Raw genomic sequence first — 15,832 nt, 5'->3', positions numbered from 1 at the left:
ACAACCGCTAAGGTTACTAGCTGATTTAGGGTTAATTAGAGCAACAATAGCAGCGCCGTTTTCTTGTGTTTTTGAATCAAGTTGTGACATTGCTTTACCCGGTGTTTCGCATACCAACAGCGATACCGGTAATCGCTACCATCATCGCTCGTTCAAGGACATCTTTGTCTTCATCTGCAAATGCACTATTTTGTGCTTTGCGAATTCTATCGAGTAACTCTATTTGTAAATAGTGTAAAGGTTGCAGGTAACCTGCTCTTATCTGCATAGAATTACGGGCGTTTGAATCGTCTTCCATCATATGCTCATGGTCAGTAATGGCTAATAAAGTCTCCATAGAGTACGAAAGCTCATCTCGTAAGGCTTTGCCAAAATGGCTAAGTTCTTCGGGCACCAATCGTTTGTCATACGCTTCACTTACTCGAGGATCCGCTTTTTGAAATACCATATCGAGCATTGACAAACGAGAAGCAAAAAATGGCCATTGTTCAATCATCTCTTGAACAACATCTTGATTAGCTCCGGTATTTACCTCTTGGATTGCTTTCATTACGCCTAGCCAACTAGGCAGTACCAATCGTGTTTGCGCCCAAGCAAAAATCCAAGGGATCGCCCTAAGACTCTCGATACCTCCTTTGGGATTTCGTTTTGCAGGCCGACTTCCCAAGGGCAACTTTCCGAGTTCTTGTTCAGGCGTTGCTACACGAAAGTAAGGTACAAAATCTGGATCAGTACGCACAACATATCGATAATTATCTCGACCTTTGTCTGCCATTTTAGCAATTAGCTCACGCCAATGCGTTTTGGGCTCTGGTGGCGGCAAAAGTACCGCTTCCAATACAGCACTTGAATATAAAGATAGACTGCGTTTGGCAAGTTGAGGCATGCCAAACTTGTACCGTATTGTTTCGCCCTGTTCAGTTACTCGAAAGCCACCATCAAGTGATCCTGGGGGTTGCGAATGAATTGCAGCTTTAGCAGGTAAACCGCCTCGGCCTATCGTGCCACCTCGTCCATGGAACAAAGTCAGCTTTATACTATTTTCTTCAGCTATCTTAACTAAGGACTCTTGCGCGCTATATTGCGCCCAGCCAGCAGCAAGAGAGCCTGCATCTTTGGCTGAGTCTGAATAGCCAATCATCACATACTGTTGACCATCTACATACCCTCTATACCAATCAATACTTAAGAGTTTTGTCATCACATCTGGTGAATTGTTTAGGTCATCCAACGTTTCAAACAAAGGAGCAACTGGCATTGGCCATGTAACGCCAGCTTCTTTTAATAACAGTTGTACCGCTAACACATCTGAAGGCTCGCTGGCCATTGAAATAATGTAAATGCCAAAGCCCGCTTTATCGTTACTTGCAATAACATGACAGGTGTCTAGTACTTCCTGGACTTCATCTGATGGCGTCCAATTTTTGGGTATAAGTGGGCGTTTAGAACTTAACTCGCGCAATAAAAACGCCTGCTTGTCTTGTTCTTCCCACTGCCCATAATCTCCCATTCCGAGATAACGCGTAAGTTCGCTAAAGACATCCGCATGCCTTTGAGAATCTTGGCGTATGTCCAATTTGAGTAGGTGCATGCCAAAGCAATAAGAACGTCTAAGGCTATCTAATAGGGCACCTTTAGCAGTTACTTGCATGCCACAATCAAGCAAAGATTGGTAGCAGTCCATTAACGGCGCTTGTAACTCATCATTTGAAGCGAGCCATTGCTCAGTTGGTGCTCTGCCTTCACGCGTTATTTCTAACTTTTTGATCAACGGAGCCAATCGCGCCCGATAAGGTTCTCGCGCATCGCCTACAATATTTCTCAATGCATCATTACAATCATTCATAGAGAGTTCGACATACAACTTATTGAGGTCCTGTAAAAATAATTTTGCCGCTCTGCGTCGCGCTCGGTATAAGACTTCTTGACTCACTTTTGCCGTAACAAAAGGATTGCCATCCCTATCGCCCCCCATCCAAGAACTAAATTGGACAGGTTTTGCATCTATGGGCAAAGCTTCGTCATAGGTGAATAATAAATAGTCTTCTAAGTCGTTAAGAAAATCGGGCACCGCTTCCCATAGAGAGTTTTCAATAACAGAAAAGCCCCACCTAGCTTCATCGACAGGCGTTGGTCTTACTGAGCGGATTTCTTCGGTATGCCAGGCTTGGCTAATTAAATCGGCGATTCTTTGCTTACTTTTACGTGTTTCAACATCGCTTAATCGATTGTTATGTAAACGCTGCAGCTCATCAGCAAGTTGTCGATGCTTATGTATGTTAGTTCGACGAGTGACTTCTGTTGGATGAGCAGTGAGCACTAGATCAATATTGAGCTTGTTTATTGCATCGAGTACTTTTTCTTTGTTTGTGTGTTTGGGTAAGGTTGAGCCAAGCTTATTTAATTGTGAAGCCAGCGATGTTTCTTTGCTGGCGGCGATGTTAAACTCCTGCTCTGCAATGTTGGCTAAATTAAGAAATTGTGCAAAGGCTCTTGCGATAGTGAGCAATGATTTGTTGTCTAACGCAGCCAAGGTGCTAGCAAGTTCTTCGGTGCTTTTCTCGTCACCTTTTGAAGAGTGTCTGCCGTCATGACGAACTTTTTCAATGCGATCAAGCCATTGCTGGCCCAATTCATCTTTAATTGTTTCGCCCAAGGTTGCACCTAAATATTTAACAGTCTCTTTTAACTGATCTACCAGTATGTCGTTCATGTTGATTACTTCCTTATTTGTGCAGCAGTTTGCGGGGCTTAAAGCTGACCATGCTTAGGTTGGTATTGGTAATTGTTGATAATTGCCTGATGGTCATTCTTACGACTAAAGTCCTAGTAACATAATGCAAAAACATTCATAAATACAGGGGTAATGTTATATAAGATATTCAATGTCTGCATTGATACTAGCGTTTGTATACAGTGTCTAAGTATATATTATCTGAGCTTTGTTGCATTTAGCCACTTATTTAGGCAGTATCAAATTCTATCTACTACATGCGACTGGCTGATGAATAATAATCTACTTGTGTGCATAAACTATTCATTCCGACAGGATGCAAGGTTGTTTTTTTGAAGTGTAATAATTTACTCAGCGTTTCCTCATTTGTTTGTATTTTTTATTTGCTTGGCATACAAAGCGTCTTTGCTGAAGATTCCGCGCAAGACTTATACACAGACTATAAAGATATGCTCTATCAAGTCAAAATAATGGATATTGAGTCAGGCCAAAAGTCAACGATTGGTTCAGGTTTCATTATTAATGCAGATGGTTTGGCCGTTACAAATTATCATGTTGTATCTGATTATATAGAGTCTCCTAGCCAATACCGAATTGAAGCTGAAGACATTTATGGTAAAAGCACAGCCGCCTATTTGATCAATTTTGATGTGATAAATGATTTAGCGTTAATTAACATAGAAAAGGATGAAAAAGCCGGCCGCTATTTCTCACTTGCTCAATCATTACCGGTTCAAGGTTCTTCAATTTATTCATTAGGTAATCCGCATGATCTAGGCATGATTGTTGTTCCGGGTACTTACAATGGTTTGCAACAAAATACTTTTTATGAGCGAATTCACTTCACCGGCTCGGTGAACTCAGGCATGAGCGGAGGACCAGTTGTAAATGAGTCGGGTGAAATAGTAGGCGTAAATGTGGCATCTGCAGGGAATCAACTCGGATTTCTTGTTCCGCTGAGTAAACTCCAAACCTTGTTAGAAAATCACGAAGTCATGGCAACATCTGAGTATGACACCATGATTAAACGGCAACTATATGAAAATCAGGTAGACTTGGTCTCTAGTTTGATCAATCAGCCTTGGCCTCAAACTTCCCTAGGCGATGCATCAGTTCCGGATACTATTGCCGATTTTATAAATTGTTGGGGAGGGTCAAATGCGGACGATAAAGAAGCGCAATACCTCGTTGTTAGAAAGAACTGTCAGCTAGAGCAAAATGTGTATGTGAGTAATAGCGTGCAGACTGGAGACGTTTCTTTTAGTTTTGAATGGTTTGAGAGCGATTTACTCAATACGATTAGATTTTACAATTTAATTGATACTCAAGTAGCCTTTGCATATATGTATTCTGGAGGACTAAAAAAACACTTTTCGGAGTACCAATGCCAGCAAGATCTTACCAAAAATGCCAAGCAAGTTACTAGTAAATCTGTTTTATGTATAAAAGCTTATGCTGACTATGAAGGCCTGTTTGACGCGGTTTTCGTATCTGCGACACTTGATAAGGAAACGGGTAGCTTGGTTTCTCAGTTTAGACTCTCGGGCATCAGTGAAGAGTCAATCAAACAGTTTACCCAATTATTTTTGGATTCAATCTCATGGCAATAGTGTTTCAAACAATTTCTAGAAATAACCAAGTTTTAAGTCAACAGTACGTGGATAAAAAAGAAGCGTCTGTTGGTCGCTCATTCAGCAACGATGTGCATATTAATGACCCTTATGTTTGTCATGAGCATTTACATGCCAAGATAACCGAAGAAGGAAAAATCTTGCTGACTGACAAGGGGTCTGTAAACGGGGTAAAGATCAATAAAAAAAGCTGTCAACAAGCGTTGGTGAATCAAGATGACATTGTCACGCTTGGCCGCTCTCGTATCAAAATAGTACTTGCCGATACACTTGAGAAGGCCACTTTGAAGTTAGATCCCTTGGAAGAAAAGATAGAGTTTTTAGGGAATAAGAAGATTTTTGCCTGTCTAATGGTTTTATTGGTTGGTATTACTTTATTGGAGAGCATCTTAGGCAGTTTCTCAAAAATTCAAACCAGTGAACTGATGCTAAGTGCCATTAGTGTTGTCTTGGTGTTTAGTGTTATTCCTTTATTTTTGGGATTATTGTCGATTCTGAACAAAAAAGAAGCACGGATTATTAGTCATTTTAATGTTCTACTTATTGGCACTGTTATTGTGACTGTTCTTTCTTACCTCAGCGTTTTCTTAGTATTTAATTTTGATGTAGTCGCTACAGCTTCGTTTATTTTAACGCTAGTATCATGGACAATTGGTATAGGTGTATTTTGGCTATTACTATATGTCGCCTTTCAGCAAAGTCGGCTTCGCCGAAATACCTTAGTACTCACTACCACTTTTGCTATTGCCAGCGTGACATACTTGCCTGCATTTTTTGATACAGAATTGATTATTTCACCGCCTAGTGTCGACGCATCAATTGTATCACCTAAGTTTTTAGTAGGTGGAGCGCAAGATTCTCAGATGTTTGTTGAAAACAGCCAGAGTTTATTTGTAAAAACACAGCGTGAGATTCAAGATAAAACCTCGGATGATGAATGATATTGGTGTCTAGGTGTATGTTTTGTCGCAAATACGATTTTTGGTTTCAATTGTGCTAGAATCTTTCGCGAAAATTATCGCAAATATATTGGAGTGAATGTGTCAAAGACATATACAAGCGTTGAAGAGCAAGCAAGTTATGGTATTGGTTATCAAATGGGTGAGCAATTAGCATCTAATCCATTTGAAGGGTTAGACGTTGAGATTGTGATGGCAGGTTTGTCTCATGGGTTTTCTAAGCAAGCTTCTGAAGTCAGTAATGATGATTTAAGAGTCGCATTTAATGAAATCCACAATCGCATGCAAGCTGCTAAGCAAGAGCAGTTTGAAGGCGTAATGAAAGCGGGACAGGATTATTTAGACAATAATGCTAAAAGAGATGAAATCAATGTCACTGACTCGGGTTTACAGTATGAAATCGTCAATCAAGGTGCAGGAGATAAGCCGTCAGCAGATTCGACTGTGCGAGTTCATTACCACGGCATGCTAACCGATGGTGCGGTTTTTGATAGTAGCTATGATCGCGGACAACCAGCTGAGTTTCCCGTTAATGGTGTAATCAAAGGATGGACCGAAGCTTTACAGTTAATGTCTGTAGGTGACAAATGGAAGTTGCATATTCCTCATGACTTAGCTTACGGCGAACAAGGTGCAGGCGCAGCGATAGGACCTTATGCAACATTGGTATTTGACGTAGAACTTCTTGATATCATTGCATAAATAGTGCTGAGTTAAAAAAATATGAAAGCCAACTTGTCGTGAGTTGGCTTTTTTGTTTATAGATATTTATGTGCAAATAATTAAAGGTAAGAAATATGAATTATGAGCTTTTATCGTTCGAGACAATGGGGTACGCCGCTGCGCTGTTAACCACTGCATCGTTTTTACCACAGGCTATCAAGGTCATTCGAACTCAAGACACTCGCTCCTTATCTTTGGGTATGTATATTAGTTTTGTGCTAGGCGTCGCGCTCTGGTTGCTATATGGTATTGCATTAAATATTTATCCGATTATCGTCGCTAATATTTTCACCTTGCTTTTTTCCTCCATTATTTTAGTGGTCAAAGTAAAGAATATAAAACAAGACGAATACGAAAAAACTAGCACTTAACCCTTCATTGGCTTGGCACATAAAAGATTGAAAGCAGTTCGACAACTCACTACAATTGCAGTTGATAGATTGATATTGCAAGACATTTAAGCCTCAAAATATAACAACAAGGTGAATAAATGCTTATCTGGATAAGTCACAAGATAGATGCTTTTAATGCAAAAATGGGTAAATTCATTGCTTATGGCACCTTATTGATGGCAATCATTACTCTGACGATTGTTATCTTGCGTTATGGCTTTAATCTAGGCTGGATAGCAATGCAGGAGTCTGTCATGTATCTTCATGCCGCTGTTTTTTTGTTGGGCAGCGCGTTTACCTATCAAGAAAATGCGCATGTAAGAGTTGACGTTTTTTATCGCAATTTTTCACCAAAGCATCAACAGATTGTCGATTTGCTCGGGACCATCTTTTTCTTGTTACCACTGAGCTTGTTCATTACTTATAGCTGCAGCGCTTATGTTCTTGAATCTTGGTCTTTGTTTGAAACATCCAGAGAGCTAGGAGGCCTGCCTTTTGTTTACCTGTTAAAAAGCCTTTTATTAATATTTTCAATAAGCTTTGTTTTACAAGCTCTATCACAAGTAATTAAACATACCGTTTATTTACTCAATGAAAAGCGCAGGCAAGTCTAATGGAATTTTTAGCGCTTGTTCTATTTGCACTAGTGTGTCTAACACTTTTATTGGGATATCCAGTTGCCTTGACCTTAGCAGGTGTCAGCTTATTGTTTGCTGCTGTGAGTATTGTGTTTGGCGTGTTTGATGCCAGTTATTTATTATCAACGCCCAATAGACTGTTCGGTATAATCAGTAACTCAACACTTATTGCTGTCCCTTTGTTTGTTCTGATGGGAGTTATATTAGAAAAATCAAAAATAGCAGAAGACTTGCTTGTGGCGATGTCTTCTTTATTGGGACGTTATAAAACAGGTTTAGGTGTATCTGTAGTCTTAGTAGGGATGCTACTTGCAGCTAGCACAGGTATCGTTGGTGCGACTGTTGTGACAATGGGGCTATTGTCTTTGCCAGTGATGCTCAAACGAGGATACAGTCCTTCTTTGGCAACAGGGACCATTTGTGCTACTGGCACACTTGGACAAATCATTCCGCCATCAATTGCATTGGTATTACTAGGTGATGTCTTATCCAGCGCTTACCAAAAAGCACAGTTGTCGATGGGAATTTTTTCTCCTGATAGTGTCTCTGTTGGTGATTTGTTTGTTGGTGCCTTGATTCCCGGTCTAATACTAGTAGGATTTTACTTATTATACCTATGGGCGGTCAGTCGCTTTAGTGCTCATCAAGTCCCTGCGCATGGTCAAGAAAATGAGCATGCAAATTTGCAAGCCTTGTTGCTTGCCTTGCTACCACCACTTGTTCTGATGGGTATTGTGTTGGGTTCAATATTATTTGGCTATGCAACACCTACTGAAGCTGCAGGAGTAGGAGCCATGGGCGCATTATTTTTAGCAGGTATTAAAAAACAATTAAATAGAGATAATGTCAGCTATATCGTTTACGAAACGACCAAAGTGACTTCGATGGTGTTTTTAATTCTTATTGGAGCGTCAATATTTTCGCTAGTATTTAGAGGCCTGGGTGGGGAGGTTTTATTAAAGGATATCTTTACTAGCTTACCCGGAGGTGTATTTACCGCAACATTCATCGTCATGGTTTTGATATTTCTATTAGGGTTTATTTTGGATTTTATTGAAATAACCTTTGTGGTAGTACCAATTGTTGCTCCAATATTGATTATCATGGGCATAGATCCAGTGTGGCTAGGGATCATGATTGCGGTTAATTTACAAACCTCCTTTTTGACTCCGCCTTTTGGTTTTGCACTTTTTTACTTACGCGGTGTCGCGCCACCTGAGCTAAAAACTGAACAAATGTACAAAGGTGTCTTACCTTTTATTGCAATGCAAATAGTATTGCTTTGCATCATGGCTGTTTGGCCTGAGACTGTTACTTGGTTAGTTGATATTGTTTATCCACCAAGTTAATTACATGGCGCTTGAACACAAACAAGCAAAAGGAAACTATATGAAAACGATTTTCTCAACACTCATTGTGTTACTTATTTCACTTACTTTGTTTGCTTGTAATGACAAAGACTCTGACGCTTCTGTAACACCAGAACAGCCGACGGCTCAGCAAAGTTATGAGTGGAAAATGGTTACATCTTGGCCTAAAAACTTCCCAGGTTTAGGTAAAGGTCCCGAAACGTTTGCAGAATATGTGAATGAAATGTCGGGTGGAAGGTTAAAGGTAACAGTATACGGTGCGGGTGAACTTGTACCAGGGTTTGAGGTATTTAATGCCGTTTCTCAAGGTAGTGCGCAAATGGGACATTCGGGTGCGTACTATTGGAAGGGGAAAATGCCAGCTGCTCCTATATTTTCTGCCATTCCATTTGGCATGAATGCTACTGAGATGAATGCATGGCTGCACTACGGTGGAGGCATTGAGCTATGGCAAGAATTGTATCAACCTTTTGGTGTCATCCCTTTTGCTGGGGGAAGCTCAGGTGTGCAAATGGCTGGCTGGTTTAAAAAAGAAATCAATTCTATCGACGACCTACAAGGTTTGAAAATGAGAATACCCGGTATAGGCGGTGAGGTTTTTAAAGAAGTCGGAGGCTTACCACTGACACTTACTGGGGGAGAGATTTTTACTTCCTTGCAAAGTGGCGCTATCGATGCAACAGAATGGGTAGGACCGTATAATGACCTAGCGTTTGGTCTGCATAAAGCGGCGAATTTTTATTATCACAGTGGCTGGCATGAACCAGGTAACTACTTTAGAATTTATTGTTAATGAAGAAGCGTATAAGAGTTTGCCAAGTGATTTACAAAAAATAGTAGAGGTTGCTGCACGCGCTGTTAATCAAGATATGTTGGATGAATATACTGCGCGGAATCACAATGCCATGCAACAATTGATTGAACAGCATGGGATTCAAGTTAAGCCTTTGCCTGAGGATGTTATTGAAGCCTTAAAACTTGCCACTACCAAAGTATTAAGCAATATGGCAAACGATGATCCTGAATTTGCTAGAATATATGAGCATTATAGCGAATTTTATGAAGGTGTTAAGGCTTATCACGAGCTATCAGAGCAGGCTTATTACAACAATAGATAATACAAAGGGGTAACCTGAGGTTGCCCGCAAGATAAATAAAAATACTGAGAAATAAGAAATTTAGGAGCAGGCAATATGGTAATTAAACCAAAAGTACGGGGTTTTATTTGCACCAACGCACATCCAAGTGGATGTGCCAAAAGCGTTGAGAAACAAATTGAGTATGTTAAAGCGCAAGCGTTAAGTTCTGGCCCCAAAAATGTACTTGTTATTGGTTGTTCCACAGGATACGGGTTAGCCTCTAGAATTACTTCTGCGTTCGCTTATGGTGCAAATACTTTAGGCATTTGTTTTGAGAAAGAACCAAGTGAACGCAAAACAGGCACCGCAGGTTGGTACAATACAGCGGCTTTTCATCAACAAGCAAGGTCAGCGCAACTATACGCGCACACGATTAATGGCGACGCATTTTCTGATGAAATTAAAGCGCAAACAATCGCTAAAATTAAAGAAGATTTAGGTAAGGTAGACCTTGTGATTTATAGCCTTGCGTCTCCACGCCGAACTGATCCGGTAACCAAAGAAGTATTTAAATCAACCCTCAAGCCTGTTGGTCAAGCATACAAAACAAAAACTTATGATACGGATAAAGATTTAGTACACGAGATTGCACTTGAGCCTGCAAATGATGACGAAATTTTTCAGACTGTAAAAGTGATGGGCGGAGAAGACTGGGAGCGCTGGTTAATACAACTTGGTGAAGCCGGAGTGTTAAGTGAAAATTGCAAAACGACTGCTTACACTTATATAGGTAAAGAATTAACTTGGCCGATTTATGGACAAGCTACAATAGGGCGAGCAAAAGAAGATCTTGATAGAGCGGCTAAAGCAATTGAAAGCGCCTTGGCACAAAGTAATGTAAAAGCAAATGTATCTTCTTTAAAAGCATTAGTGACGCAAGCCAGTAGTGCAATACCTGTTATGCCGTTATATATATCACTTATTTATAAAGTGATGAAAGAAGAGGGCACACATGAAGGATGCATTGAACAAATTGTTGGTTTGTTTAATGACTGCATATACTCTGATACGCCCACATTAGACGATATGAACCGATATCGCATGGACGCAAAAGAAACAAATGACGCGACACAAGCTAAAATAAAAGCTTTGTGGGACCAAGTCACACAAGATAACTTTCATGAATTAAGTGACTATCGTGGATATAATACCGATTTTCTTAATTTATTTGGTTTTTCGATTCAAGGTGTAGACTATGAAGCCGATGAAAACCCATTAAGGTCTTGGGATTGACAGCTTAAGCTTAAGATAAAAGCAGGAAAAAACTGATGTTAATTCAAATTCGTTAATTTGATGTAACACTGGCATTTCTGCTTAACAGTATTAATGAGATAAATAGTCTTTTGGTATAATTACCATAGCCTTTTATAGTGAGTTAATGCTAAAATCGCGCCACAAAATGGTAGGGGTATGATTTATGTCACATTTGTCATTCCCCAGAACACCATTGACTGCTCAAATAATAATAATAAAAGCAAAGCTTTATGAGATTACAAAGGCTTAGCGTCGTTGCTAAGAACTATCACTAGTACCTTTGTATTTTTTTAATACCTAATGGAATAGGCACTAATTTAAACTGGCTTGACTCAGGCTGATTTGAATTAGTAACTATTTGAGAGTAGCAATTTGCATATGATAAAGATCAAAAAAGGTTTAGACCTTCCTATTAAAGGAGCGCCCCAGCAGGAGATAGCGGACACGCTAACGCCTTCTAAGGTAGCTATTTTAGGGGAAGAGTATGTAGGAATGCGCCCAACCATGCATGTTCAGGTTGGTGATGTTGTTAAAAAAGGTCAACTGTTGTTTGAAGACAAAAAGAACCCGGGTGTCAAGTTTACCGCCCCGGCTTCTGGTGAAGTCATTGAGATTAACAGAGGAGCTAAGCGAGTATTACAATCTGTTGTGATCGGAATTAAAGGTGATGAAGAAATCACGTTTGATTCATTTAACGCAGATGAACTGGCAAAGGCTGACCGACAAGCCATTGTAGATGTATTAGTTGAATCTGGTTTATGGACAACGTTAAGAACTCGTCCTTTCAGCAAAGCGCCTGCCATTGACGCTGCGCCACATTCTATCTTTGTGACCGCGACTGATACTAACCCTCTAGCGGTGAACCCTGAGCTTGTTATTTCTGATAGAAAAGATGACTTTGCACACGGCTTAAAAGTGCTTGAACGTCTTACTGAAGGTAAGATATTTGTGTGTAAAACAGCGGGCAGCGCAATTGAAGCTAATGGCGACAAAATAGAAGTTCACGAATTCTCTGGACCACACCCAGCTGGACTTGTTGGAACGCACATTCATCATTTAGACCCGGTTGGTCCTGCAAAATCAGTGTGGCATATCAACTATCAGGACCTGATTTCACTCGGTAAAAGTATACTCACGGGTAGCCTAGATGTAAGTCGTGTTGTATCTATAGCTGGTCCTGCTGCGTCAAAACCTATTGTTGTTAAAACGCAAGTTGGTGCTAATACGAATGAGCTGGTTAAAGGGCAATTTGATGACGTACCTGTACGGGTTATATCTGGTTCGGTACTAAACGGAACAAAAGCGTCGGGCCCTCATTCATATCTAGGCCGTTTTCACCTCCAAGTTTCGGTCATAACCGAAGACAAAGAGAAAAGGTTTTTGGGATGGATTGCGCCTTGGTAGCGACAAACATTCCGTCACTAGAGCGTACTTAGGACACTTAAGTGGCAAAAAACTATTTGATATGACATCGACAACTAATGGTTCAGATCGCTCTATGGTGCCAATCGGTAACTACGAGCGCGTCATGCCGCTTGATGTTATTCCAACATTATTATTGCGAGACCTGTTATCTGGTGACACAGACGGTGCACAAACGCTTGGAGCGCTAGAGCTAGATGAAGAAGATTTAGCGTTATGCACTTATGTATGCTCAGGAAAGTATGATTACGGTCCAGTGTTACGCGAAGTATTAACAACTATTGAGTCTGAGGGGTAAGTCATGGGACTAAAAGGTTTTATCGAAAAAATTGAACCGGACTTTGAAGCGGGTGGAAAATACGAAAAGTTTTATGCACTTTATGAAGCTGCTGCGACTATTTTTTACACACCGGGTAAGGTAAATAAAGCATCAACTCACGTTAAAGATAGTATTGATCTTAAGCGAATCATGATCATGGTTTGGATGGCAACATTCCCTGCTATGTTTTATGGCATGTATAACATAGGTGCTCAAGCTCACGCGGCCATTGTTTCTGGTGCAGGAATGCTTCCTGATATATGGCAAGCAGCCTTATTTACGGCTTTAGGCGGCACTATGGGGGCTGATACCACGTGGATGGGTATGATGCTCTATGGAGCATGTTTCTTTTTGCCAATATATGCAACAACCTTTGTTGTAGGTGGCTTTTGGGAAGTGTTGTTTGCTTCAATTCGTAAACACGAAATAAACGAAGGCTTCTTTGTTACCTCTGTATTGTTCTCATTGACCCTACCTGCCACTATACCTTTATGGCAAGTTGCCTTAGGCATTACTTTTGGTGTGGTAATTGCCAAAGAAATATTTGGTGGCACAGGTCGAAACTTTCTTAACCCAGCATTGACAGGTCGAGCATTCTTGTATTTCGCTTATCCTGCTCAAATATCGGGTGACCGAGTATGGGTTGCAGCTGATGGTTACTCGGGTGCTACTTGGCTAACACAAGCGGCAAACGGTGTTAAAGACGCTGCGGAATACACCGCAGCGGGTATTGCACCGGCTGCAAACGAGCTAGTGTATTCAGCCGACAAATTCTGGCAAGCATTTATGGGTAACATACCCGGGTCCGCTGGTGAAGTATCGACGGCGATGATACTTATTGGTGGTGCTTTAATCGTCTATCTTCGCATAGCAAGTTGGCGCATAGTTGCCGGTGTTGCGTTAGGTGCTGCAGTATTTGGGTTTTTACTGAACGTAATTGGCGGCGGAACGTCGTCAAATGAAATGCTCAACATGCCTTGGTATTTTCACTTTGTGATCGGTGGTATGGCATTTGGTATGTTTTTCATGGCGACAGATCCTGTTTCTGCATCATTTACGAATCAAGGTAAGTGGGCATATGGTATTTTTATTGGGTTTATGACGGTATTTATTCGCGCTTTAAACCCTGCTTTCCCCGAAGGAATCATGCTAGCAATATTGTTTGCTAATTTATGGGCACCATTGTTTGATTACTTTGTTGCACAAAGCAATATTAAACGGAGGCTTGCTCGTGTCGGCTAAAAAAGAAACTTTAGGAAAAACGGTCGGTATTGTTGTTGCCGTCTGCTTAGTGTGTTCAATTGTTGTGTCAGGATCTGCGGTGGGCCTACGTTCACTTCAGCAAACAAATGCTGCATTGGACAAAAAGACTAACATATTAAGTGCCGCAGGTTTGCTTGAACCAGGTACAACAAAGCAACAAATCGCCGAAATGTATGACTTGCGCGTTGAAGAAAAATTTATTGATTTAGACAGTGGCAGTTATGTAGAAAAGCCTTCTGAAGATTTTGATATGTATAAGGCGGCAAAAGTGCCTGATATGTCGATCAAAGTTGAAGATAAAAAGGTAGGGTTTTCTCGCAGAGCAAATGTTGCAAATGTCTACCATATCAAAAACGAAGATGGTGTGATTAATCGCATTATCTTGCCTGTTCATGGCAGTGGTTTATGGGATTTGATGTACGGCTTTTTGGCCTTAGATAATGACGGTCAAACCATTCGCGAACTGATTTATTATCAACATAAAGAAACGCCAGGGCTAGGAGCTGAGATCTTAAACCCTGCGTGGCAGGATAAGTGGGACGGTAAGCAGTTATTCAAAGATGGTGAAGTTGCAATCGCGGTCGCTAAAAATGTCGGTAACGATAATCCATACGCTGTCGATGCGCTTTCTGGTGCGACGCTAACCAGTAACGGTGTTGAAAACACGCTAGTGTACTGGGCAGGCGAAAATGGCTTTGGTACTTACCTAAAAAACCAATCTTGGAAATCTTAAGGAACAACGATGGCTGACACTAAAGAAATGAAAAAAGCCCTCTTTGGGCCAATTATAGACTCTAACCCGATTGCTTTGCATGTACTTGGTATATGCTCTGCGTTGGCAATTACAACAAAGCTTGAAACAGCACTAGTAATGTCTTTGGCATTGACGACGGTATGTGCATTTTCGAATTTGTTTATCTCACTAATACGAAATCAAATTCCATCCAGCGTTCGAATCATTGTTCAAATGACGATTATTGCATCGTTGGTAATCGTGGTAGACCAAGTGCTGAAAGCTTACTCTTATGAGATTTCAAAACAACTCTCTGTATTTGTTGGCTTAATTATAACCAATTGTATCGTGATGGGTCGTGCAGAAGCATATGCAATGAAATCACCTCCTACAATGAGCTTCTTGGACGGTATTGGTAACGGTTTAGGATATAGCTTTATTTTAATCGTAATCGGAACAGTAAAAGAGCTGTTTGGCTTTGGTACGATTTTAGGCTTTGAAATCTTACCATTGGTTCAAAATGGTGGTTGGTACACAGGTAATGGTTTATTAATTTTACCATTTAGTTCTTTTATCTTAATCGGCTTAATGATTTGGGGCATTCGTACTATTCGCCCAGAACAAGTTGAACCTAAGGAATAATAAAAATGGATTACGTATCATTACTAATTCGTGCTGTATTTGTAGAAAACATGGCACTAACACTGTTTCTTGGAATGTGCACATTCTTAGCAGTGTCAAAGAAAGTAAAGACTTCAATGGGTCTTGGTGTTGCTGTAATTGTTGTACTTGGAATATCAGTACCGGTTAATCAGCTAATATATACAAGCATTTTGGCACCTATGGTGCGCTTGAATGGGCAGGCTTTCCTGACGCGGACTTGAGCTTTCTGAATTTCTTGACCTTTATTGGTGTTATTGCAGCACTTGTTCAAATTCTAGAAATGACTTTGGATAAATTCTTTCCAGCCTTGTATAACGCCTTAGGTATATTTTTACCATTAATAACGGTTAACTGCGCCATTTTTGGTGGCGTCGCATTTGCGGTGCAACGTGAATATAACTTTACTGAAAGTATTGTGTATGGCGTTGGCAGTGGTATCGGCTGGGCAATAGCTATTGTATTATTGGCAGCAGTTCGCGAGAAGCTCAAATATGCTGATATGCCTGATGGTATACGTGGTTTAGGTTCTGTATTTATGATTGCAGGCCTTATGGCTCTTGGCTTTCAATCCTTTACGGGTGTGTCGCTTTAA

Annotated in this window: 11 protein-coding genes and 3 pseudogenes; 13 read left to right on the top strand and 1 reads right to left on the bottom strand. The window is 40.6% G+C overall.

What is annotated here, in order from left to right; all coding sequences use genetic code 11:
- Window positions 1-94: 94 nt before the first annotated feature.
- A complete protein-coding gene (gene ppc / locus ACZ1G6_RS12005) occupies window positions 95-2,713 on the bottom strand; it encodes a phosphoenolpyruvate carboxylase (protein WP_472616504.1) in 2,619 nt (872 codons plus the stop codon).
- 353 nt (window positions 2,714-3,066) lie between these two features.
- Between ppc and ACZ1G6_RS12000 the strand changes: the two genes are divergently transcribed.
- The 13 genes and pseudogenes from ACZ1G6_RS12000 to nqrE all read left to right on the top strand — a co-directional run bounded on the left by ACZ1G6_RS12000 (window position 3,067) and on the right by nqrE (window position 15,832).
- Entirely contained in the window at window positions 3,067-4,344 is a 1,278-nt protein-coding gene (locus ACZ1G6_RS12000; protein WP_472616503.1) for a S1 family peptidase, read from the top strand.
- The gene (locus tag ACZ1G6_RS11995; RefSeq protein WP_472616502.1) at window positions 4,335-5,306 is read left to right on the top strand and encodes an FHA domain-containing protein; all 972 of its coding nucleotides are present in this window, start codon (window positions 4,335-4,337) and stop codon (window positions 5,304-5,306) included. Before ACZ1G6_RS12000 ends, ACZ1G6_RS11995 begins: the two co-directional genes overlap by 10 nt.
- A 99-nt stretch (window positions 5,307-5,405) precedes the next feature.
- On the top strand, window positions 5,406-6,026 hold the full coding sequence (locus ACZ1G6_RS11990) for an FKBP-type peptidyl-prolyl cis-trans isomerase (protein WP_472616501.1): 621 nt from the start codon (window positions 5,406-5,408) through the stop codon (window positions 6,024-6,026).
- A gap of 95 nt (window positions 6,027-6,121) precedes the next feature.
- Window positions 6,122-6,418, top strand: coding sequence for a SemiSWEET transporter (locus ACZ1G6_RS11985; RefSeq protein WP_472616500.1), 297 nt, complete (start codon window positions 6,122-6,124; stop codon window positions 6,416-6,418).
- Between the two features lie 119 nt (window positions 6,419-6,537).
- A complete protein-coding gene (locus ACZ1G6_RS11980; protein WP_472616499.1) occupies window positions 6,538-7,053 on the top strand; it encodes a TRAP transporter small permease subunit in 516 nt (171 codons plus the stop codon).
- Window positions 7,053-8,426, top strand: coding sequence for a TRAP transporter large permease (locus ACZ1G6_RS11975; protein ID WP_472616498.1), 1,374 nt, complete (start codon window positions 7,053-7,055; stop codon window positions 8,424-8,426). Before ACZ1G6_RS11980 ends, ACZ1G6_RS11975 begins: the two co-directional genes overlap by 1 nt.
- 40 nt (window positions 8,427-8,466) lie before the next feature.
- Window positions 8,467-9,565, top strand: a pseudogene (locus ACZ1G6_RS11970) (TRAP transporter substrate-binding protein).
- 75 nt (window positions 9,566-9,640) lie between these two features.
- On the top strand, window positions 9,641-10,819 hold the full coding sequence (gene fabV, locus ACZ1G6_RS11965; RefSeq protein ID WP_472616497.1) for an enoyl-ACP reductase FabV: 1,179 nt from the start codon (window positions 9,641-9,643) through the stop codon (window positions 10,817-10,819).
- A gap of 399 nt (window positions 10,820-11,218) precedes the next feature.
- Window positions 11,219-12,560: pseudogene (locus ACZ1G6_RS11960) on the top strand (Na(+)-translocating NADH-quinone reductase subunit A).
- Window positions 12,561-12,563: 3 nt separating this feature from the next.
- Entirely contained in the window at window positions 12,564-13,823 is a 1,260-nt protein-coding gene (locus ACZ1G6_RS11955) for an NADH:ubiquinone reductase (Na(+)-transporting) subunit B (protein ID WP_472616496.1), read from the top strand.
- Window positions 13,813-14,577: a Na(+)-translocating NADH-quinone reductase subunit C gene (locus tag ACZ1G6_RS11950; RefSeq protein WP_472616495.1), complete on the top strand. Its 765-nt coding sequence runs from the start codon at window positions 13,813-13,815 to the stop codon at window positions 14,575-14,577. Before ACZ1G6_RS11955 ends, ACZ1G6_RS11950 begins: the two co-directional genes overlap by 11 nt.
- A gap of 9 nt (window positions 14,578-14,586) precedes the next feature.
- Window positions 14,587-15,219, top strand: coding sequence for an NADH:ubiquinone reductase (Na(+)-transporting) subunit D (locus ACZ1G6_RS11945; RefSeq protein ID WP_472616494.1), 633 nt, complete (start codon window positions 14,587-14,589; stop codon window positions 15,217-15,219).
- 5 nt (window positions 15,220-15,224) lie between these two features.
- Window positions 15,225-15,832: pseudogene (gene nqrE, locus ACZ1G6_RS11940) on the top strand (NADH:ubiquinone reductase (Na(+)-transporting) subunit E).

It is taken from the genome of Glaciecola sp. HA4-3 (genome assembly GCF_055693685.1).
Note: the sequence above shows the minus strand (reverse complement) of the source record. Positions and strands in the feature narration are given on the sequence as shown.